General features: G+C 57.9%; 23 protein-coding genes, 1 tRNA gene and 1 pseudogene. 19 read left to right on the top strand and 6 right to left on the bottom strand.

What is annotated here, in order from left to right; genetic code table 11:
• Window positions 1-5 precede the first annotated feature (5 nt).
• The 3 genes and pseudogenes from ALTERO38_RS13115 to ALTERO38_RS13110 form a co-directional block, all read right to left on the bottom strand.
• Window positions 6-263 (bottom strand): cold-shock protein, encoded by a 258-nt coding sequence (locus ALTERO38_RS13115; protein WP_256061632.1) that lies wholly within the window; start codon window positions 261-263, stop codon window positions 6-8.
• A gap of 114 nt (window positions 264-377) precedes the next feature.
• Window positions 378-647, bottom strand: a pseudogene (locus ALTERO38_RS21655) (cold shock domain-containing protein membrane protein); the annotation flags it as partial.
• Window positions 648-941: 294 nt separating this feature from the next.
• On the bottom strand, window positions 942-1412 hold the full coding sequence (locus ALTERO38_RS13110) for a Dps family protein (RefSeq protein WP_045428739.1): 471 nt from the start codon (window positions 1410-1412) through the stop codon (window positions 942-944).
• 371 nt (window positions 1413-1783) lie between these two features.
• On the opposite strand from ALTERO38_RS13110, the gene aspS reads away from it, so the two are divergent.
• The 17 genes from aspS (at window position 1784) to nadA (ending at window position 16893) form a co-directional block, all read left to right on the top strand.
• Complete coding sequence (gene aspS, locus ALTERO38_RS13105; RefSeq protein WP_159969706.1) at window positions 1784-3559, top strand: aspartate--tRNA ligase; 1776 nt, start codon at window positions 1784-1786, stop codon at window positions 3557-3559.
• 75 nt (window positions 3560-3634) lie between these two features.
• Window positions 3635-4381, top strand: coding sequence for a YebC/PmpR family DNA-binding transcriptional regulator (locus ALTERO38_RS13100; protein WP_148924713.1), 747 nt, complete (start codon window positions 3635-3637; stop codon window positions 4379-4381).
• A gap of 147 nt (window positions 4382-4528) precedes the next feature.
• Window positions 4529-5053: a crossover junction endodeoxyribonuclease RuvC gene (ruvC, locus tag ALTERO38_RS13095; protein WP_102834766.1), complete on the top strand. Its 525-nt coding sequence runs from the start codon at window positions 4529-4531 to the stop codon at window positions 5051-5053.
• Between the two features lie 82 nt (window positions 5054-5135).
• A complete protein-coding gene (ruvA, locus tag ALTERO38_RS13090; RefSeq protein WP_148925017.1) occupies window positions 5136-5741 on the top strand; it encodes a Holliday junction branch migration protein RuvA in 606 nt (201 codons plus the stop codon).
• A gap of 147 nt (window positions 5742-5888) precedes the next feature.
• Window positions 5889-6941, top strand: a complete 1053-nt coding sequence (gene ruvB / locus ALTERO38_RS13085; protein ID WP_102834764.1) for a Holliday junction branch migration DNA helicase RuvB — start codon at window positions 5889-5891, stop codon at window positions 6939-6941.
• Window positions 6942-6992: 51 nt separating this feature from the next.
• Window positions 6993-7436: a tol-pal system-associated acyl-CoA thioesterase gene (gene ybgC, locus ALTERO38_RS13080; protein WP_019342533.1), complete on the top strand. Its 444-nt coding sequence runs from the start codon at window positions 6993-6995 to the stop codon at window positions 7434-7436.
• 2 nt (window positions 7437-7438) lie between these two features.
• Window positions 7439-8131, top strand: a complete 693-nt coding sequence (gene tolQ, locus ALTERO38_RS13075; RefSeq protein WP_073300710.1) for a protein TolQ — start codon at window positions 7439-7441, stop codon at window positions 8129-8131.
• 11 nt (window positions 8132-8142) lie between these two features.
• Complete coding sequence (gene tolR, locus ALTERO38_RS13070) at window positions 8143-8595, top strand: protein TolR (RefSeq protein ID WP_102834763.1); 453 nt, start codon at window positions 8143-8145, stop codon at window positions 8593-8595.
• On the top strand, window positions 8595-9599 hold the full coding sequence (gene tolA / locus ALTERO38_RS13065) for a cell envelope integrity protein TolA (protein ID WP_159968667.1): 1005 nt from the start codon (window positions 8595-8597) through the stop codon (window positions 9597-9599). The genes tolR and tolA overlap by 1 nt, the downstream gene beginning before the upstream one ends.
• Before the next feature lie 20 nt (window positions 9600-9619).
• Entirely contained in the window at window positions 9620-10897 is a 1278-nt protein-coding gene (gene tolB / locus ALTERO38_RS13060; protein WP_372239419.1) for a Tol-Pal system beta propeller repeat protein TolB, read from the top strand.
• Window positions 10898-10945: 48 nt separating this feature from the next.
• A complete protein-coding gene (gene pal / locus ALTERO38_RS13055) occupies window positions 10946-11449 on the top strand; it encodes a peptidoglycan-associated lipoprotein Pal (RefSeq protein WP_102834760.1) in 504 nt (167 codons plus the stop codon).
• A gap of 6 nt (window positions 11450-11455) precedes the next feature.
• Window positions 11456-12283: a tol-pal system protein YbgF gene (gene ybgF / locus ALTERO38_RS13050; RefSeq protein WP_159968666.1), complete on the top strand. Its 828-nt coding sequence runs from the start codon at window positions 11456-11458 to the stop codon at window positions 12281-12283.
• A gap of 117 nt (window positions 12284-12400) precedes the next feature.
• Window positions 12401-13048, top strand: coding sequence for a 7-carboxy-7-deazaguanine synthase QueE (gene queE / locus ALTERO38_RS13045; RefSeq protein WP_159969705.1), 648 nt, complete (start codon window positions 12401-12403; stop codon window positions 13046-13048).
• Between the two features lie 49 nt (window positions 13049-13097).
• Window positions 13098-13772 carry a 7-cyano-7-deazaguanine synthase QueC gene (gene queC / locus ALTERO38_RS13040; RefSeq protein WP_159968665.1) on the top strand — a complete coding sequence of 225 codons (675 nt, stop codon included), beginning with the start codon at window positions 13098-13100 and terminating at the stop codon, window positions 13770-13772.
• A 53-nt stretch (window positions 13773-13825) separates the two neighbouring features.
• Window positions 13826-13901 (top strand) — tRNA-Lys (locus ALTERO38_RS13035).
• A 197-nt stretch (window positions 13902-14098) separates the two neighbouring features.
• Complete coding sequence (locus ALTERO38_RS13030) at window positions 14099-15595, top strand: acetyl-CoA hydrolase/transferase family protein (protein ID WP_159968664.1); 1497 nt, start codon at window positions 14099-14101, stop codon at window positions 15593-15595.
• 239 nt (window positions 15596-15834) lie between these two features.
• Window positions 15835-16893: a quinolinate synthase NadA gene (nadA, locus tag ALTERO38_RS13025; RefSeq protein ID WP_102834756.1), complete on the top strand. Its 1059-nt coding sequence runs from the start codon at window positions 15835-15837 to the stop codon at window positions 16891-16893.
• Window positions 16894-16954: 61 nt separating this feature from the next.
• Here nadA and ALTERO38_RS13020 read toward each other — a convergent pair whose 3' ends face one another.
• Complete coding sequence (locus tag ALTERO38_RS13020; RefSeq protein WP_159968663.1) at window positions 16955-18385, bottom strand: M48 family metalloprotease; 1431 nt, start codon at window positions 18383-18385, stop codon at window positions 16955-16957.
• A 106-nt stretch (window positions 18386-18491) separates the two neighbouring features.
• On the opposite strand from ALTERO38_RS13020, the gene ALTERO38_RS13015 reads away from it, so the two are divergent.
• The gene (locus ALTERO38_RS13015; RefSeq protein WP_159968662.1) at window positions 18492-18743 is read left to right on the top strand and encodes a sulfurtransferase TusA family protein; all 252 of its coding nucleotides are present in this window, start codon (window positions 18492-18494) and stop codon (window positions 18741-18743) included.
• Window positions 18744-18762: 19 nt separating this feature from the next.
• On the top strand, window positions 18763-19842 hold the full coding sequence (locus ALTERO38_RS13010; RefSeq protein ID WP_102834753.1) for an AI-2E family transporter: 1080 nt from the start codon (window positions 18763-18765) through the stop codon (window positions 19840-19842).
• A gap of 89 nt (window positions 19843-19931) precedes the next feature.
• On the opposite strand, the gene ALTERO38_RS13005 is transcribed toward ALTERO38_RS13010, so the two are convergent.
• Both ALTERO38_RS13005 and ALTERO38_RS13000 read right to left on the bottom strand, forming a co-directional pair.
• Window positions 19932-20405 carry a peroxiredoxin gene (locus ALTERO38_RS13005; protein ID WP_159968661.1) on the bottom strand — a complete coding sequence of 158 codons (474 nt, stop codon included), beginning with the start codon at window positions 20403-20405 and terminating at the stop codon, window positions 19932-19934.
• 14 nt (window positions 20406-20419) lie between these two features.
• A complete protein-coding gene (locus tag ALTERO38_RS13000; RefSeq protein WP_148924725.1) occupies window positions 20420-20980 on the bottom strand; it encodes a glycine cleavage system protein R in 561 nt (186 codons plus the stop codon).
• Between the last annotated feature and the right edge of the window lie 194 nt (window positions 20981-21174).

Here is a 21174-nt window from a genome sequence, read left to right as displayed (position 1 = left end):
AGCAGTCAGTGGCTCGGCTGATCGGCGACTACGTCTTCAGCCTGAAGGCCTTTGTCGCGCATCATGATTGTGAATTCGACGCGTTGGCCTTCGACCAGTACCCGGTGGCCTTCGCCTCGAATTGCCCGGAAGTGGACAAAGACGTCGTCGCCACTGTCACGGGAAATGAAACCGAAACCCTTTGAAGTATTGAACCACTTGACGGTGCCAGTCTCGCGTCCTGCTGTCGGAGCAGTGGCGTGGCTGGGCTGGGCTTTGCGGATTTTGCCAGAGCCGCGGTTGGAGCTGCTCGCGCTTGGGGCCTTGGTTTGGCTTGTTGCCAATTGCAGCAGTACGGCGATAAAAGCGAGCATGAGACTGGCCAAGGTTGCCGGCTGGCCTGCGACGCTGGCGACTGGAATCAATACGATGGCAGTCTGGATGGCGACTGAAGCGATTAGCAGTGCGGATGCGCCGAATAAAAGCGGACGGGCATGACCGTTGGTGTTCAGTTGAGTTGAGGCGGCGAACTGCACGTTCAGCAGGCCCAGAAGCAGCAGGCACAACGCTGCAGGCTGAACCAGCAGAGGCATGGCGCCGGTCAAGCTGGGTACGAACGATAACAACAGGGCGGCTACGCCCGTTAATACGTGAAGGATCTTAAGCATTCTTATGACTCGCAGTTAAATAGCACGACAGAAAACGGCAGGCTTTCGGGCAAGTGGAGACGCTGAGCGTAAGTGCGGCGATCGCTCATATTTGATGGTGCCCGGCCTACGGCGCGCGCGAATTTAACAGTAAAGAGTGGCGTCGCTCAATTCGATAAGGTTGAGGTTGGCGATTGAGCGAGGGTGAGATGGGTCGTGTTGAGCTTTCCAGCGTTCGGTTTGCTTTAGAGGGGTTTCGGCGGGATAACCGCTCATGCGGCTATCCCGGTTGCACGCGGGTACGCTTGCTAGCGGTCAGGCAGCCAGCAGGCTGCGCAGCATCCAGGCGGTTTTTTCGTGAATCTGCATGCGCTGAGTCAGTAGGTCAGCAGTAGGCTCGTCGCTTACCTTTTCCAGTAGCGGGAAAATGCCACGTGCCGTGCGGACTACGGCCTCCTGGCCTTCAACCAGGAGTTTGATCATCTCTTCAGCAGCAGGGATGCCCTCTTGCTCCTTGATGGATGAAAGCTTCGAATAGGCCGCGTAAGTGCCCGGAGCAGGAAAGCCCAGCGCGCGGATCCGCTCAGCAATGTCATCCACAGCCAGTGCCAGTTCGGTGTACTGCGTCTCGAACATAGTGTGCAGGGTGTTGAACATCGGCCCTGTCACGTTCCAATGGAAGTTGTGAGTCTTCAGGTACAGGGTGTAGGTGTCGGCCAGCAGGCGGGACAAGCCCTCCGCAATAGCGGCGCGATCCTGTTCGGCAATACCGATGTCGATTTCCATGGTTCTCTCCTGTTTGGTGAATTCGCTGACATTTATGCCAGAAAACGAGTGTCTTTGGTGAAGCGCTGCGCTTGAAGTGGCGATCAAGGGGTTGGAAGGGTGGTGACGGCTTCCGTTCAATACCGGTGGTTATGGGCTCGATTGCTAGACCCTATCGGCAGTCGGCTGCGTTGAAATGATTATGCAGATATAATCCCGCGCTTGTGTCGGGCGGCTCGTTTTGCCGTGCGGGGAAGTACTGAGGTGCTGGTGCTTGATCCCTCCATTGCCGACGATTGACATCTCAGGCAGCGCGCCGGTTGGCAGCCGTCTGCACAGTCGCGATTCGAGCGACCCAACGAATTTTCAAGATGCGAGAAGCGAACCTCACCATGATGCGCAGCCACTATTGCGGCCAGTTGAACGAAAGCCTGGACGGCCAGGAAATCACTCTTTGCGGCTGGGTTCACCGTCGCCGCGATCACGGCGGGGTCATTTTCCTCGATGTGCGTGACCGTGAGGGCCTGGCTCAGGTCGTGTTCGATCCCGACCGTGCTGAAACCTTCGCCGCCGCAGACAAGGTGCGCAGCGAGTACGTAATCAAGATTACCGGCAAGGTGCGCTTGCGCCCGGCCGGTGCGGTTAATCCGAACATGACGTCTGGCGCTATCGAAGTGCTGGGTTACGAGCTCGAAGTCCTCAACGAGGCGGAAACCCCACCGTTCCCCCTCAATGAGTACAGCGATGTAGGTGAGGAAACTCGTCTGCGTTATCGCTTCATTGATCTGCGCCGGCCGGAGATGGCCGAGAAGCTCAAGCTGCGCTCGAGAATCACTGCCAGCATTCGCCGCTACCTCGACGAGAATGGCTTTCTCGACGTGGAAACGCCCATTCTCGGGCGCCCGACCCCTGAGGGTGCGCGTGATTATCTTGTGCCTAGCCGGACTCATGCCGGTAACTTCTTCGCGTTGCCGCAGTCACCGCAGCTGTTCAAGCAGCTGCTGATGGTTGCGGGTTTCGACCGCTACTACCAAATCGCCAAGTGCTTCCGCGATGAAGACCTGCGTGCAGATCGCCAGCCGGAATTCACCCAGATCGACATTGAAACCAGCTTCCTCGAAGAGTCTGACATCATCGGAATCACCGAAGGCATGGTGCGCAAGCTGTTCAAGGAAGTACTGGGCGTTGAGTTCGGCGAGTTCCCGCACATGCCGTTCGAAGAAGCCATGCGTCGCTATGGTTCTGACAAGCCGGATCTGCGTATTCCGCTGGAACTGGTTGATGTTGCCGACCAGCTGCAGCAGGTTGAATTCAAGGTGTTCAGCGGTCCGGCGAATGATCCCAAGTGCCGCGTCGCGGCGCTGCGCGTCCCGGGCGGTGCGAGCATGCCGCGCAAACAGATCGACGACTACACCAAGTTCGTCGGCATTTACGGTGCCAAGGGGCTGGCGTACATCAAGGTCAACGAGCGGGCCAAAGGCGTCGAGGGCCTGCAGTCTCCGATCGTGAAGAATATCCCGGAAGACAAGCTCAACGTGATCCTTGATCGCGTCGGCGCCGTCGACGGTGACATCGTCTTCTTTGGTGCGGATAAAGCCAAGATCGTATCCGAAGCGCTCGGCGCGCTGCGCATCAAGCTTGGCCATGACCTGAAGCTGCTGACCTGCGAGTGGGCGCCGATGTGGGTGGTCGACTTCCCGATGTTCGAGGAGAACGATGACGGCTCGCTCAGTGCGCTGCATCACCCGTTCACAGCGCCGAAATGCACGCCAAAAGAACTCGAGGCCAACCCTGCTGGTGCGCTGTCGCGTGCCTATGACATGGTGCTCAATGGCACTGAGTTGGGTGGCGGTTCGATTCGTATTCACCGCAAAGAAATGCAGCAGACGGTATTCCGCATCCTGGGCATCGATGAGGCAGAGCAGGACGAAAAGTTTGGCTTCCTGCTCGACGCGCTCAAGTTCGGTGCACCGCCGCACGGTGGGTTGGCGTTCGGCCTCGACCGTCTGGTAATGCTGATGACCGGCGCGCAATCGATTCGTGAAGTCATCGCCTTCCCGAAAACCCAGAGTGCTGCGGACGTCATGACCCAGGCGCCAGGTGCTGTGGATGGCAAGGCGCTGCGTGAATTGCATATTCGCCTGCGTGAGCAGCCGAAAGCCGAATGACGGCACAAGAGCCCAGGGAAACCTGGGCTCTTGGTTTCAGCAAGATGAAAAGTTGATCGGAAAGGGAGGCAGTTAATGGCTGGTCATTCCAAATGGGCCAACATCAAGCACCGCAAAGGGCGTCAGGACGCCAAGCGCGGCAAGATCTTTACCAAGCTCATTCGCGAGCTGACGGTCGCCGCCAAGAGCGGGCCTATTCCCGCAGACAATCCACGTCTGCGCTTGGCGGTCGACAAGGCACTGGTTGCGAACATGTCGCGCGATGTGATCGACCGTGCCATCGCACGCGGCGCAGGCAACAACGAGGCCGATAATGTCGTCGAGTTGACCTATGAAGGCTATGCGCCTAGCGGCGTCGCCATCATTGTCGAGGCCATGACAGATAACCGTAACCGTACAGCAGCTGAGGTGCGCCATGCCTTCAGCAAATACGGCGGCAACCTCGGTACGGATGGGTCGGTGGCCTACATGTTCGATCGCAAGGGGCAGATCAGCTTTGCGACGGGCGTCGAAGAGGACGCATTGATGGAGGCGGCGCTGGAAGCCGGCGCCGACGATGTGGAGATGGGCGATGACGGCTCGGCTCTGGTGTCTACCAGCTTTACGGATTTCCATGCCGTCAACGAAGCGTTGGGTGTGGCCGGGTTCAAGGGTGACGAGGCGGACATCGCCATGATCCCGTCGATCGCGGCGCCGGTCACTGATCTGGAGACTGCGCAGAAAGTGCTTCGCCTGATTGATGCGCTGGAAGATCTGGATGACGTACAGAACGTCTACCATAACGCCGAGATTCCGGATGAGGTTATGGAGCAGCTGGACTGACCCGTTGCCATAAACAAAGAACCGGAAGTCACCAGAGGTGCTTCCGGTTTTTTTTCGAGGAGTGTCTGCTGCCTCGTTATGTCTCTGGCCGTCGAGAGGGGGCGTCCTTATACTGGCGGCTGGATAAATAGACAGTATGGCGGTGTCATGACGCTAATTCTCGGGATAGACCCGGGCTCACGAATCACCGGCTACGGCGTGGTGCGGGATAACGGTCGCACCTGCGAGTATGTGGCGTCGGGCTGCATACGCACGGGCAGCGGTGAGCTTTCGTCACGCTTGCAGGCAGTATTCTGCGGTGTCAGCGAAGTCATTCGTCTGCATGGTCCGGTGACGATGGGCATCGAGCAGGTGTTCATGGCGCGTAATGCCGATTCGGCTTTGAAGCTGGGGCAGGCGAGGGGGGCTGCAATAGTCGCCGCTGCCGAGCAGGGCCTCGAGATCTCCGAATACACCGCCACGCAGGTGAAACAAGCGATTGCAGGAACTGGGGGTGCGGACAAGCAGCAGGTCCAAATGATGGTAATGCACCTGCTGAAGTTGACCCAGAAACCGCAAATTGATGCCTCTGACGCTCTGGCAATTGCCTTGTGCCATGCACATCATCGTCAGAGCCTTATTCCGCATGGCCTTGCTGGTGCTAAGCGAAGAGCCGGTCGCCTGCGCCTGTAGTCGACCGCTACGGCGCTGATGCCGGAGGCAGGTATTGAGCAATCCCAGCGGTTGCGAATCGATCGAACGAGGACGTATCACAGTGATTGGACGCTTGCGCGGGACCCTGGCGGAGAAACAGCCGCCTCATCTGATTCTTGACGTCAATGGCATCGGTTATGAGCTTGAGGTGCCAATGACCACTCTTTATCGCCTGCCGACGGTGGGTGAGCCGGTCACGCTGCATACCCATCTGGTGGTGCGTGAAGACGCGCATCTGCTGTATGGCTTTGCTGAAAAGCGCGACCGAGAGCTGTTCCGAGAGCTGATTCGGCTCAACGGTGTCGGGCCAAAGCTCGCCCTCGCGTTGATGTCCGGCCTTGAGGTGGATGAGTTGGTGCGCTGTGTTCAGGCGCAGGATACTTCGGTGCTGGTCAAGATCCCTGGGGTCGGCAAGAAGACCGCCGAGCGCCTGCTGGTCGAGCTGAAGGATCGTTTCAAGGCCTGGGAGACTATGCCGTCCATCGCCACGCTGGTGGTGGAACCTCGCGGTGCTGTGGCAGTCTCAAGCGCCGAGAGCGACGCAGTCAGCGCATTGATTTCTCTTGGCTTCAAACCGCAAGAGGCGAGCCGAGCCGTATCCGCCGTACAGGAAGAAGATTTGAGCAGTGAAGACCTGATCCGCCGTGCACTGAAGGGAATGGTCTAACGTGCGATATCAAATGTTCACCACGGCGTTGGTCACGAGGCGGATTTGTGTGCCTTTATTTTGCTCTGCTGGCGCGCCCTCGTTGCGCCAGGCATTGCTGCTCGTGACGGATCTGCCTGAAGCGGAATCGGCGGAAGGTGGGCGCTCATGATCGAAGCTGATCGGCTCATCACGGCCACTGGCCGGGAACGCGAAGAACAGTTCGATCGTGCGATCCGCCCGCTGAGCCTAGCCGAATACATCGGTCAGCCGGTAGTACGCGAGCAGATGGACCTCTTCATCCGTGCAGCGCGTGGGCGCAAAGAATCGTTGGATCACACGCTGATTTTTGGTCCGCCGGGCCTGGGCAAGACCACGCTCGCCAACATCATCGCGCAGGAAATGGGCGTCTCGATCAAAAGCACCTCGGGGCCTGTGCTCGAGCGGCCGGGCGATCTGGCGGCGCTGCTGACGAACCTGGAAGAAGGTGATGTGCTGTTCGTCGACGAGATCCATCGGCTGTCGCCAATCGTGGAGGAAGTGCTTTATCCCGCGATGGAGGATTTTCAGCTCGATATCATGATTGGTGAAGGGCCCGCCGCACGTTCGATCAAGCTCGACCTGCCGCCGTTCACCCTGGTTGGCGCGACGACGCGGGCCGGCATGCTCACCAATCCGCTGCGCGACCGTTTCGGCATCGTCCAGCGTCTCGAGTTCTACTCGACGGCTGACTTGGCAACCATTGTCACGCGGTCGGCCGGAATTCTCGGTCTCCCCATCGAGGCGGAAGGGGCTGTCGAAATTGCCCGGCGCGCCCGCGGTACCCCGCGTATTGCCAATCGCCTGCTCCGTCGGGTGCGCGACTTCGCCGAAGTGCGCGGCAATGGCGAGATCAGCCGTAATACGGCGGACCTCGCGCTGAACATGCTCGATGTCGACGAGCGCGGCCTGGATCATCAGGATCGCCGACTGCTACTGACGCTGATCGAAAAGTTCGATGGCGGTCCGGTTGGTATCGACAGCCTGGCGGCTGCCATCAGCGAAGAGCGTCATACCATCGAGGATGTGCTTGAACCCTATCTGATCCAGCAGGGTTACATCATGCGCACCCCGAGGGGGCGCGTCGTCACGCGGCACGCCTATTTGCATTTTGGTTTGAACCTGCCGAAGCGCCTGGGAGATACACCGACTCCCGATCTTTTCAGTGGCGACACAGAGTGACGAAAATTTCTTTGTTTTACCCAATTGGCAATTGCAGGGCCTGGCACTAGTATGCGCGCGGAATCACAAGCTCAATTGTTCTCCCATCGTTGTCGCGTGTACTACGAAGATACCGATGCGGGCGGCATCGTTTATTACGTCAATTACCTCAAGTTCATGGAGCGGGCCCGTACCGAACGGTTGCGCAGCCTGGGTTTTGCCCAGTCGCAGCTGGTCGGTGAAGACCTGCTTTTTGTCGTGCATTCCAGTGAGGCGCGTTATCACGCGCCGGCGCGCCTGGACGACGAATTGCTGGTGACAGCCGAAGTGGTTGAAGTGAAGCGTGCAAGCCTGCGTTTCAAACAGCAGGTGCGGCGAGCTGATGATGATGTACTGCTCTGCGAGGGGCAGTTCGTGGTGGCGTGTGTGCGCACCGAGAGTTTGAAACCCCGTCCTATCCCAGAGCTGCTGCGTGCCGCTTTCGTCAGGTCGGGTCTACCCCCAGCAGGAGAGTAAGCGTGGAATCCAACGTCGATCATATGTCCATGTGGAGCCTGATCAGCAACGCCAGCTTTGTGGTTCAGCTGGTTATGCTGATTCTTGTAGGCGCCTCGGTGACCTCATGGATCTTGATATTTCAGCGCGGCAATATGATCCGCGCCGCCAAGCGTTCTCTGGATGCTTTCGAGGAGCGTTTCTGGTCGGGCATCGACCTGTCCAAACTTTATCGACAGGCTGGAAGCAATCCGGACCCGGACTCGGGTGTCGAGCAGATCTTTCGTGCTGGTTTCAAGGAGTTTTCCCGCCTGCGTCAACAGCAGGGTGTTGACCCAGACGCGGTGATGGATGGCGTAAACCGTGCGATGCGAGTCGCCATCTCTCGTGAAGAAGAAAAGCTCGAGCAGGGCCTGCCGTTCCTGGCAACTGTGGGTTCCACCAGTCCCTATATCGGCCTGTTTGGTACTGTGTGGGGCATCATGAACTCTTTCCGCGGATTGGCTCAGGTTCAGCAAGCCACGCTGGCCACGGTTGCGCCAGGTATTGCTGAAGCGCTGATTGCCACAGCAATCGGTCTTTTTGCGGCAATTCCAGCGGTCATTGCTTACAACCGTTTCGCGGCGCGTGGCGAGATGCTTATCGGTCGTTACTACACCTTTGCCGACGAGTTCCAGGCGATCCTCCATCGCAAAGTTCACACCTCCGAAGATTGAGGCCATAGGCCATGGCAAGAATTCGCAACAGACGCAAACCCGTCGCCGAGATGAACGTAGTGCCGTACATCGACGTGATGCTGGTACTGCTGGTGATCTTCATGGTGACCGCTCCGATGCTCAACCAAGGCGTGAAAGTCGACTTGCCGAAAGTGAGCAGCGAGGTGCTGCCGCAGGATAATGATGCGCAGGTCCTGACAATCTCGATCAAGGCCGACAAGACTTACTACTGGAATATCGGTAGTGAGGTTGATACGGATACCGTCCAGGATAAGGCGCTGACACTCGACGAAATGACCAAGGCGGTCACCGCGATCATGAACCAGAACCGTAGTCAGGGTAAGCAGATCCAGGTCTTCGTGCGAGGCGATAAAGCCGTGGATTATGGTTCGGTAATGGCGGCTATGGGTGGGTTGCAGGAGGCGGGCGTGGGTAACGTCGGCCTGATTACCGAGGCGCCTTGATGCAGCAGCCGGATCGTTCGCGCTCTGAGAGCCTCTATTGGCCCACCATTCTGGCGGTGGGCCTGCATGTAATCATTTTTGCGACGCTGTTCGTCAGCTTTGCCATGACGCCAGAACTACCGCCGTCCAAGCCTATCGTCCAGGCCACCCTGTATCAGCTCAAGTCCCAGAGTCAGGCGAAGGTACAGACGAATCAGAAAATCGCCGGCGAAGCGCAGAAGACCGCAGCAAAGCAATATGAAGCCGAGCAGTTGGAGCAGCGCAAGGTAGAGCAACAAAAGCAGGCGGCCGCAAAAGCTGCGGAACAAAAAAAGGCTGACGAGGCTCGAAAGGCCGAGGCAGCGAAGGCTGATGCGGCAAAGAACGCCTCCGAAGCCAAGAAAGCTGACGAGGCAAAGAAAGCCGAGCAACAGAAGCAGGCGGAGATCGCCAAGAAAAAAGCGGCCGAAGAAGCACAGAAGAAGAAAGCCGCTGAGGAAGCAAAGAAGAAGGCAGCAGCCGAAGCGGCGAAAAAGAAAGCTGCAGAAGATGCGAAGAAAAAAGCGGCCGCTGAGGCAGCAAAGAAGAAAGCCGCCGAGGAGGCAAAAAAGAAAGCTGCAGCCGAGGCCGCCCGCAAAGCTGCTGAAGACAAGAAGGCACAGGCATTGGCCGAGCTGCTTTCCGATGATACGGAGCGACAGCAGGCGCTGGCTGATACCCAGGGCGATCAGACCTCCGGGAATTTCGACGATCTGATTCGCATGCGTGCCGCTGAAAACTGGACCCGGCCACCGTCGGCTCGAAACAACATGTCGGTTACGCTACGAGTCAACATGCTGCCGGACGGCACCATTACCGCTGCGACAGTTTCACGTTCAAGTGGTGATGCTCCGTTCGACAGTTCCGCGGTAGCGGCAGTAAAGAATATTGGTCGGCTGACCGAAATGCAGGGGCTCTCTGCTCAGGACTTTCAGCCGTATCGCTCGTTCACGATGACATTTACGCCTGAGGATCTAGCGTTGTGATCAATTACCTTCGAGGTTTCATCGTTCTTCTCCTGTTCGTATTGGGCAGTGCCGTCGCTCAGGAGAAAAACATCGTCGTTACCAGCGGTGCCGATCGCGCCATTCCTATCGCGGTGGTTCCGTTTGGCTGGCAGGGCGGTACCGTGCTGCCTGAAGACATGGCCGAGATAATCGGCAATGACATGCGCAATACTGGAATATTTCAGCCGATTCCCAAGCAGAACATGATCAGTCTGCCCACCCGCGGCACTGAGATCATCTTTCGTGACTGGAAGGCTCTCGGCGCGCAATACGTCATGGTCGGAAACATAACGCCAGGCGCCGGCAAGCTGCAGATTCGCTATGAAGTGTTCAACGTAACTACCGAGCAGCAGGTTTTGACCGGCACCGTCGGTGGTGCTCAGGACCAACTGCGAGACATGGCGCATTACGCGTCCGATCAGGCTTTTGAAAAGCTCACGGGTATAAAAGGTGCGTTCTCGACTCGCCTTCTGTATGTCACCGTTGAGCGTCTTGGTGGTGCGAATACGCGCTATACCCTGCAGCGTTCCGATTATGACGGTGCTCGTGCAGTTACCTTGCTTCAGTCCCGCGAGCCGATTCTCTCTCCACGCTACTCGCCTGATGGACGCCGCATCGCCTACGTCTCGTTCGAGCAAAAACGCCCGCGGATTTTCATCCAGCATGTCGATACCGGCCGTCGCGAACAGATCACTAATTTTGAAGGGCTAAACGGGGCGCCAGCGTTTTCGCCGGATGGCAATCGCCTTGCATTCGTGTTGTCGAAGGACGGCAATCCCGAGATCTATGTGATGGACCTCGGCTCGCGTCAACTACAGCGGCTTACCGATCATTATGCAATCGACACTGAGCCTTTCTGGGGCGCTGATGGCCAGACCATCTATTTCACGTCAGACCGTGCCGGCAAACCGCAGATCTACAAGCAGCGCCTAGGAACCAATAACGCCGAGCGCGTTACCTTTGTTGGCAACTACAACGCCAACCCGAAGCTGTCTGCAGATGAAAAGACGCTGGTCATGATTCACCGTCAGGAGGGTTACACGAACTTCAAGGTGGCGGCGCAAGACTTGCAACGTGGGAATCTGCGCATTCTTTCCGAGACAAGTTTAGATGAATCGCCCACTGTTGCGCCTAATGGCACCATGCTAATCTACGCGACCCGCCAGCAGGGCCGGGGAGTCTTGATGCTCGTATCAATCAATGGTCGAGTTAGGCTCCCGCTTCCTACTGCTCAAGGCGAAGTCCGTGAGCCATCGTGGTCCCCTTACCTGAACTGATGCGGTATCAACGCTTTACTAACCAAAACACACCTGGGGTTGTTACACATGGAAATGCTGAAATTCGGTAAGTTCGCTGCGCTGGCTCTGGCTATGGCCGTAGCTGTTGGTTGTTCGTCCAAGGGTGGCGACGACTCTGGCGAAGGCTCCACTGCCATTGATCCAAACGCTGGTTACGGTGCTGATAGCGGTGCCGTTGACGGCAGCATGAGCGAAGAAGCTGCTCTGCGCGCTATCACTACTTTCTACTTCGAATACGACAGCTCGGACCTGAAGCCGGAAGCCATGCGCGCTCTGGACGTTCATGCCAAGGATCTGAAGTCCGCTGGCAACCGCGTTGTTCTGGAAGGCCACACTGACGAGCGTGGTACTCGCGAGTACAACATGGCTCTGGGTGAGCGTCGTTCCAAAGCTGTTCAGCGTTACCTGGTTCTGCAGGGCGTATCGCCTGCACAGCTGGAGCTGGTTTCCTACGGTGAAGAGCGCCCAGTTGCCATGGGCAACGACGAGCAGTCCTGGGCTCAGAACCGTCGCGTTGAACTGCGTAAGTAATTAGCCATGCTCAAGCACCGTTATGCTCTGACGCTTCTTGCACTTGGTCTGCCACTCTCTGTGGCAGCTCAGGTTCCGGTTGTTGACTATGACTCGCAAGCCCAAAGTGGTGCAGGCGGGTCGGGTTATTCGGCCGGGGCAGATACTGGCGGTGCCTATGTCGGAGGCGGGGCGTCAGCTCCGTCTTCGGCGCAGGGCATGCTCTTCGTGCAGTTGCAGCAAATGCAGGAAGAGATCGCGCAATTGCGCGGGATGTTGGAAGTGCAACAGAATGAGATTCAGCGCCTGAAACAAGAAGGGCTGGAACGCTATCAAGATTTAGATCGTCGCTTGTCGAACGGCTCCACGGGCCGATCGGCCAGTCAGAACTCTTCAGCTACTGGTGCCATCGATGCCAGTGGTCCGGTACAGGCTCCAAACGGTGGCTCTGCGCCGCAAACGGCAGGCAGTCAATCGGCCGATCCTGAAAAGGAAAAGCTCTATTACGACGCCGCATTTGACCTTATCAAGGCAAAAGACTTCGATAAGGCCAGTCAGGCCTTTGCTGCTTTTCTCCGCAAGTATCCGAGCAGTCCCTATGCTGGTAACGCCCAGTATTGGTTGGGAGAAGTGAATCTCGCCAAGGGAGATTTGCAGGGTGCTGGACAGGCGTTCGCCAAGGTTAGTCAGGCTTACCCCCAGCACAACAAAGTTCCTGATTCGTTGTACAAGCTCGCTGATGTGGAATTGCGTTTGGGTAACCGTGATAAGGCCAACGGAATTCTTCGTCAGGTCGTTGCAGATTACCCGAATAGCTCGGCTGCGCAGTTGGCCCAGCGTCAGCTGAATCGATAGAGCTAAACTTTGCTCCGCTTCCAAGCCCGCCCATCCGGCGGGTTTTTTCGTTAGAATCGCGCCCCCTTCCCGCAACGGAGGCGGATGGCCTGTTTAGCCGTCACGCCCGTGGCTGATATGCATCCAACTTTACGAATCTCCGAAATTTTCTACTCGCTGCAGGGGGAGACGCGTACCAGTGGCTTGCCCACTGTGTTTGTCCGCCTGACCGGCTGCCCCCTGCGCTGTCAGTACTGCGATACCGCTTACGCCTTCAACGGCGGTGAAGTCATGTCGCTCGATTTGATTGTGTCCCGTATCGCCGAGTATCGACCGCGTTATGTGTGCGTTACCGGTGGTGAGCCGCTGGCTCAGCCGAACTGCATCCCACTGCTGGAGCGTCTATGCGATGCCGGTTATGAAGTATCGCTGGAGACCAGTGGGGCGCTGGACATATCGATGACTGATGTGCGGGTGAGTCGGGTAGTGGATTTGAAAACCCCAGGTTCGGCAGAGTTGGCGCGTAACCACTACGAGAACATTGGTCATCTGACGCCGAATGACCAAATCAAGTTTGTGATCTGTTCTCGCGAAGATTACGACTGGGCAGTATCAAAGCTGATTGAGTACAGGCTGGATGCGCGGGTGAGTGAGGTGCTGTTTTCACCTAGTCACGGACAGGTGGAAGCGCGCGCGCTGGCCGACTGGATCGTCCGCGATAACCTTCCGGTGCGTCTGCAGCTGCAGCTGCACAAAATTCTCTGGAACGATGCCCCGGGGCACTGACCGGCGGTGGGTTGCTGCGGCTCGCAGCGGTATTCAATAGGTATTCATGATGACTGGCAAAAAGGCGGTAGTGCTTTTATCCGGCGGGCTCGATTCCGCCACCGTGGTGGCTATGGCCAAGGCTGACGGTTATGTCTGCTACAGCATGAGTTTCGATTATGGCCAGCGTCATCGCGCAGAGCTGCAGGCTGCGGAGCGGGTGGCTCAGCACTTGGGCGTAGTTGAGCACAAGGTTATTGGGATCAATCTCAACGGGATCGGCGGGTCGGCTTTGACCGATAGCCGTATCGCCGTGCCTGAAGAGCTAGGAGAAGGAATACCTGTCACCTACGTGCCGGCACGCAACACCCTGTTTCTTTCGCTGGCCTTGGGTTGGGCTGAGGTGCTTGGCGCCCGGGACATTTTCATTGGTGTGAATGCAGTCGACTACTCAGGCTATCCAGATTGTCGTCCGGAGTTTGTCGAGGCCTTTGAGCGGCTGGCCAATCTCGCCACCAAGGCGGGTGTAGAAGGACATGGGTTTTCCATTCATGCCCCGCTGCAGAAGCTGAGTAAGGGCGAGATCATCCAAGCTGGCGAGCGTTTAGGTGTCGACTACAGCATGACCGTTTCCTGCTATCAGGCAGATAAAGAGGGGCGCGCATGTGGCAAGTGCGACAGCTGCCGATTACGTGCAGCCGGCTTCCACGAAGCTGGTGTCCCTGATGTCACCCGCTACAAGTGATTTCAAAAAAAACTTGATTTACTCAATCAAATCAGTATCATGCGCTCCGCGTCGGGTCGTTAGCTCAGTTGGTAGAGCAGTTGGCTTTTAACCAATTGGTCGTAGGTTCGAATCCCACACGACCCACCAAATTCCCTTAGGGAACGAAAAAAGCCGGAGGCCGAAAGGTCATCCGGCTTTTTTATACCCGCAGTTTATAAATTAACAAGAACTTGTGTGGGACACGGTTATTAAGGTCAGTTCCTCTACGACCTTGGTATGTGACCCGAGCGTCTTTAAACGTACTAGACTGCGACCTTCCGATTTCACAGTGGTTTGAGGCTCAAATGTATTCTGATCGCATCCGCTTGTCCTCCCTGCATAGCAAGGTCATGAGCGCCGACGAGGCCGCTACCCATGTTCTCGACGGCATGACTGTCGGCATGAGCGGTTTTACCCGTGCCGGTGAGGCTAAGGCCGTTCCCATGGCGCTGATCAAGCGCGCCAAGGAAAACCCACTGAAAATCAGCCTGATCACCGGCGCCAGCCTAGGCAACGACCTGGACGGCCTAATGGCTGAGGCTGGCCTCCTGGCCCGCCGTATGCCATTCCAGGCAGACGCAGCGCTGCGCAAGGCGATCAACGCGGGCGAGGTCATGTTCATCGACCAGCACCTGTCGCATACCGTCGAGCAGATGCGTAACCATCAGATCAAGAAACCCGATCTTGCCATCATCGAGGCCGTTGCGATCACTGAAGAGGGTCACATCGTGCCGACCACGTCGGTGGGTAACTCCGCCAACCTGGCTCTGTTTGCCGACAAGGTGATCATCGAGCTGAACATGGCGCACAACCCCAACCTGGAAGGTCTGCACGATATCTACATCCCGGGTGAGCGCCCGAATCGCCAGCCGATTCCACTGCTGAAAGTCGATGACCGCATCGGCACAGGTGCCATCCCGATCGATCCGGCCAAGATCGCTGCTATCGTCGTTACGGACCAGCCTGACTCCTATTCCACAGTCACGCCGCCGGACGATGAGACTCAAGCTATCGCCAACCACCTGGTCCACTTCTTCAAGAAGGAAGTCGATGCAGGCCGACTGAGCAACAGCCTCGGCCCGCTGCAGGCCGGTATCGGCAACATCGCCAATGCTGTGATGTGCGGTCTGATCGATTCGCCGTTCGAGAACCTGGTTATGTACTCCGAGGTGCTGCAGGACTCCACCTTCGATCTGATCGATGCGGGCAAGATGATCTTTGCTTCCGGCTGCTCCATCACCTTGTCCGAGCGCTGCAACAACCGCGTCTTCGGCAACCTGGAAAAGTACAAGGACAAGCTGGTACTTCGTCCGCAGGAAATTTCCAACCATCCGGAGCTTGTGCGTCGTATCGGCATCATCGGCATCAACACCGCACTCGAGTTTGACATCTATGGCAACGTCAACTCGACCCACGTTGGCGGCACCAAGATGATGAATGGCATCGGCGGTTCGGGTGACTTTGCTCGTAACGCGCATATGGCCATTTTCGTCACCAAGTCGATCGCCAAGGGTGGCAATATCTCCAGCGTCGTCCCGATGGTCGCTCATGTCGACCACACCGAGCACGACGTCAGCATCCTGGTGACCGAGCAGGGGCTGGCTGACCTCCGTGGTCTGGCGCCGCGTGAGCGTGCGCGAGCGATCATCGATAATTGCGTGCACCCATCCTACCGCGAAGCTTTGAACGCTTACTTCGACGCGGCGTGCAAGAAGGGCGGGCAGACGCCACACCTTCTGCACGAGGCAATGGATTGGCACACCAATCTCGAAGAGCGTGGACACATGCTCAAAGGCAAGTGATGCAGAGCCCGCGGACGCAAGTCGGCGGGCTTTTCAGTTCAGGGCAGTATTTTGTTGTTCCCCCATCCGCTTTCACTTTTCTGAAAGCTTCGGCTAGTATTCCGCCCCCTTGGTAACGGCAGGGGTGAAATGCTCGGTCTTTCCTCGCTTCACCTTTCCTTTCGCTACGTCCGTATTCTCGGCCTCGATGGCTATAATCGGCGGCTCGTACACCGCCGTGCTTGCAGGAACCAGCGAACATGACGCAAATACCCGAACGTATTCTTGTGCAGGCTCATCTGGCGGCCAAGCAGCCCAAGCCGCTGACGTCCGAGCAGGAGGCGCAGTTGCGCAGCGATATCGCCGCCGAGTTGAAGCGGCAGAATGCGGTGCTGGTTGCCCACTATTACACCGACCCGGTGATCCAGGCGTTAGCCGAGGAGACCGGCGGCTGCGTTTCGGATTCGCTGGAGATGGCAAGATTCGGCAATGAACATAGCGCGCAGACCGTAGTTGTCGCAGGCGTCAAGTTCATGGGTGAAACTGCAAAGATTCTCAATCCCGAGAAGCGCGTCCTGATGCCGACGCTGGAGGCCACCTGTTCTTTGGATCTGGGTTGCCCGGTCGAGGAGTTCTCGGCATTTTGCGACCAACATCCAGAGCGTACCGTCGTTGTTTACGCCAACACCTCGGCTGCGGTGAAGGCGCGTGCCGATTGGGTCGTCACCTCCAGTTGCGCCCTTGAGATTGTCGAGAGCCTCATGGACAACGGCGAAAAGATCATTTGGGCTCCCGACAAGCACCTCGGGAACTATGTGCAGCGTGAAACCGGTGCCGACATGCTGTTATGGGACGGTGCCTGCATTGTCCACGAGGAGTTCAAGTCGAAGCAGCTGGAGGACATGAAAGCGCTGTACCCCGATGCGGCTGTATTGGTTCATCCCGAGTCGCCCGAATCGGTGATCGCGCTTGCCGACGCAGTAGGCTCGACGAGTCAGCTGATCAAGGCTGCGCAGACCCTGTCCAACCCGATGTTCATCGTCGCTACAGACCGGGGGATCTTTTACAAGATGCAGCAACTTTGCCCTGACAAGCAGTTCATCGAGGCGCCGACAGCTGGCAGTGGGGCGACCTGCCGGAGTTGCGCTCATTGCCCGTGGATGGCAATGAATACCCTTGAGCGCACGCTAGATTGCCTGCGCACTGGCCGTGACGAGATAACGGTCGATCCGGCATTGATTCCGCGAGCGATCAAGCCGCTCAAACGCATGCTGGAATTCACTCAGGCTGCGCGCATCCGGCAGGCTGGCAACGCCTGACGCTGCACGCGGGGCCGGCTGTCGGTCTGAGTCATGCCGCAGCTTTCGGTCGCAGCATGACTCAGCGCAACATATCCTCCACCATCCGCTTTTCTTCGATCAGCTGCTGTTGCCGGGCATCGATTCGTGCCGCGCTCTGGAAATTGTCCGAGCGACGTTTGGCAAAGTCCAGCTGCTCGATCGCCTGATCGTAATCACCGACAAGCGCAAAATACTCTGCGCGGGCCTGGTGCAGACCGATGATGTTGCCGGTGAGCCCGCGGATTTCTGCGACTTGATACCAGATATCCGGGTCCTGCGGCCGGGCTTCGACCAGTGCGTTGAGCTGCTGCTCAGCATCCTGCAGTTTGGTTTCCTTGATCAGCAGATCGATGTTCGCCTGGCGTACCGGATAATTTCCCGGGTAAAGGCCAAGCAGGGTCTGCATGCGCTTGCGGGCGGCGGCTAGACGGTTAGCAGTGATATCCAGCTCGATCTGGGCCAGGTTGTAGGTTGTATCTTCCGGTTCCTTCGCCAGCAATGGCTCGAGGTTCGCCTCTGCTTCCTTCAGCTGGCCGCTTTTCATCTGCGCCAGTGCCAGGCCATAGCGAGCCGCGTCCAGGTTCGGATCGTCGGCTAGCATCGCGCGGAAGCGCTTGGCGCTGACTCCAGGCGTGCTTTCGAATTTAAGGTCCATGCGCGCGCGCAGAAGTTGATACCGCAGACTATCTTCGACGCCGGTGTCGGGGTACTGCTCTGCGCGGTTCTTGGTGTCAGCAATACGCGATTCGGTGACTGGGTGAGTGAGGAGGAATTCTGGCGGCTTCTGGTCATAACGATATTGACGCATCAAGCGGCCGAACATCTCAGGCATGGCGCGGGGGGCGTAGCCAGCTCGTTCGAGGTTGATGATGCCAATCCGGTCGGCTTCCTGCTCGTTCTGTCTGGAGAAACGACGCTGAGACTGAATGGCTGCCGCTTGGGTCGAGATGATCGCCGCGATGCCGGCATCGCCTGCACCGGCCGCAGCGGCGACGACGCCGGCAAGCATGGCCGCCATCAGCGGTAGCTGCATACGTTTCTGCGCTTCCAGCCCGCGAGCGAAATGGCGTTGCGACAGGTGGGCCAGTTCGTGCGCGAGTACCGAGGCGTACTCGGCTTCAGTCTGCGCATGAAGGAACAATCCGCCATTGACCCCAATGATGCCCCCCGGCGCGGCAAAGGCATTCAACTGCGGGCTGTCGAGCAGTACGAATTCCAGGCGACGATCCTGTAGCTGGCTGGTCTCGGCCAGGCGGTAGACGCTGCGCTCCAGATAATCCTTGAGCAGTGGATCGGAAAGCTGCGGGACTTGGCCGCGTAACAGGCTGAGCCAGGCTCTGCCCAGCTGGTGCTCCTGCTCTGGCGAGACGATGCCCGAGCTGGAGTCACCGAGCGAGGGTAGGTCATTTGCTATCACTGGCTGGCCGATCAGGCAGGCGAGTGTGAGCAGGGTGGGGCGCAGCAATTTCATCCAGACTGGCTCTTCAAGGCGGGAGCGCTACTGTAGCCTTGTGCTCGGGTCGCTGGCCAGAGCCGGGCGCAGCTCGGTATCCTGCAGCCCTTTCGAGGAGATGAACATGACTCAACAGGGCGCCCCCGGCATGGCCTGCGATGCTGAGCTGGATGCGGTTGGGCTGGACTGCCCGATGCCGCTGCTCAAGGCGAAACTGGAACTTAATCAGTTGGCCAGCGGGCAAGTATTGAAAGTCACGGCAACAGACCCCGGGTCGCAACGCGATTTTCGTAGTTTCGCCAAGCTGGCTGGCCACTCGCTGCTTCACGAAGAGGCGCAAGAAGGTCTCTATCGTTACTGGCTGCGCAAGGCCTGACGGCCGCTAAGGAAAGCATATGCTAAACGTGTTGCGGGGCTGGATTCATCGCTATTTCTCGGACGAGGAAGCGGTGGTCCTTGGGGTGTTGCTGGTGGTCGCCTTTGCGACCGTGCTGACCCTTGGCCACATGCTGGCCCCGGTGATCGCTGGGCTGGTGCTGGCGTACCTGATGCAAGGGTTGGTCGGCGCGCTGGAGCGAATCAAGCTGCCGCATCTGGTAGCGGTTTGGTTGGTTTTTCTTATGTTCATCGGCTTGCTGACCGTCTGCATTCTATTTTTGGCGCCGTTGATGTGGCAGCAGGTGTTGACGCTGTTCAACGAGCTGCCGCGGATGCTGGTCGAATGGCAGTCGCTGCTGCTTCTTCTGCCCGAGCGCTATCCTCAATTGCTCACCGAAGTGCAGGTACTGCGCGGTATCGATTTCATTCGGGGCGAAGTCGGTCGCTACGGTCAGATCATGCTCACCTCTTCGCTGTCGAGCCTGCCTCTGCTGTTGAGCCTGATGATCTACCTGATCCTGGTGCCTATTCTGGTGTTCTTTTTTCTCAAGGATCGCCAGCAGATCAACGACTGGCTCAGTGGTTACCTGCCGCACGAGCGTGGGCTGATCACTCAGGTGGCGCAGGAAATGAACGTACAGATCGCCAACTACATCCGCGGCAAGGCGATCGAGATTCTGATTTGCGGGGTGGTCTCGTATGCGGTTTTCGCCGCTCTGGAACTGAATTACGCGGCATTACTGGCGATGCTTGTCGGGATCTCGGTCGTCGTGCCTTATATCGGTGCGACGGTTGTGACCATTCCAATTGCCTTGATCGGCTTGTTTCAGTGGGGGCTGGGTGATCAGTTCATTTATTTGATGGTGGCCTACGCCATCATCCAGGCCCTGGACGGCAACGTTTTGGTTCCGCTGTTGTTCTCTGAAGCGGTGAACCTGCACCCCGTTGCGATCATTTGTGCAGTGTTGCTGTTCGGCGGCCTATGGGGCTTCTGGGGCGTGTTCTTCGCGATTCCGCTGGCCACTCTGTTCAAGGCAGTGCTGTACGCGTGGCCGCGTCGGTCGGCTACGGTGCCTGTGGTGGATCACGTCGGGTAGCTGCTGGGCCGTCCGCGCTGGCGGCAATCAGCTGGCAAGTGAAGGCGGGCTCGCGTGTGGTCTAGCGCTGCGGCCCGCTACGCAGTTTTTTAGCGCTGCTGCAATGCCTGTGCGGCCTGCAACACAGCTTCGACATGCCCAGGCACCTTCACCCCGCGCCATTCCTGCCGCAGCACGCCGTCAGCGTCGATGAGGAAGGTGCTCCGGTCTATGCCCAGATACTCCTTGCCGTAAAGCTTTTTCAGTTTGATCACGTCGAATATCTGACAAAGCTGCTCGTCTTTGTCGCAGATCAGCTCGAAGGGAAAGCCCTGTTTGGCCTTGAAGTTTTCGTGGGTTTTGAGACTGTCCCGCGATACGCCGAATACGACCGTGTTGGCGGCGACGAAGGCGTCGTGCTGGTCGCGAAAGCCCTGGCCCTGGGTGGTGCAGCCCGGAGTATTGTCCTTCGGGTAGAAGTACAGGACCACCTGCTTGCCCTTCAACGCCTCGAGGCTGACCTGTGTATCGCTGGTGGCCTGTGCCTGGAAGGTTGGCACGGGTTGGTCAATGGCAACAGACATAGTGATTATCCTACTCAAGGGTTCTGGGGGCGCCAGGGCTCTATCAATGCATCCAGGTTCAAGGCATCGGCGAAATCGAGAAACTGGTCCCGCAGCCAGCTGATCTGCGTGCCGGCCGGCAGCGTCACGGTCATGGTCGCGTTAAGCATGGTGCCGCCTGTTTGCGGCGCCTCATAGGTGTCGCATGTGAGGGCTTCAAGTTCGACACGATGATCGATAAAGAACTGGCACAACTCGTTGAGGATGTCAGGCCGATAGGCCGAGCTGACATACGCCACATAAGGCAGCGCTTGCGGTCGGGTTTCCAGCGCTTCGCTGCGCACTACATTGGTGGTGAACTCGTGCTTTTTGGCCAGGCCGGGTAGCGCCGTCTCCATTCGAGCAAGCGCGTCCCAGGTTCCGGTGATTTCCAGGACCAGAGCACAGCATTCTCCGTGTCGGGTCAGGCGCGTGCTTACCACGGCGCAGCGGTTCTCGTTGCTGGCTCGGCAAAGCACATTGGTGAGCGCCATTGGGCTACGGCCCATGGCGCTGATGACGAGAAACTGTTCTCGGGGTACTGGGGGGGTGGACATGCAGATTCCTGGCGGTGATGAATCGGTCGGCCAGCCAAGCCGAAAACAGCTAAGGGTAGCGAAAAGCGTCGTCAGTGGGAATGCGTGAACTGGGGGCGACAATCGCCTGCCACTTCGACGCTCAGTCGTTCCGGCGGGTGATGCCTCCAGCGTGCTCGCAAAGCGCTCGGGAGCCTTGTACCATTACGCCTCTC

The organism is Pseudomonas sp. 9Ag (genome assembly GCF_902506445.1).
GTDB lineage: Bacteria > Pseudomonadota > Gammaproteobacteria > Pseudomonadales > Pseudomonadaceae > Stutzerimonas > Stutzerimonas stutzeri_AB.
Note: the sequence above shows the minus strand (reverse complement) of the source record. Positions and strands in the feature narration are given on the sequence as shown.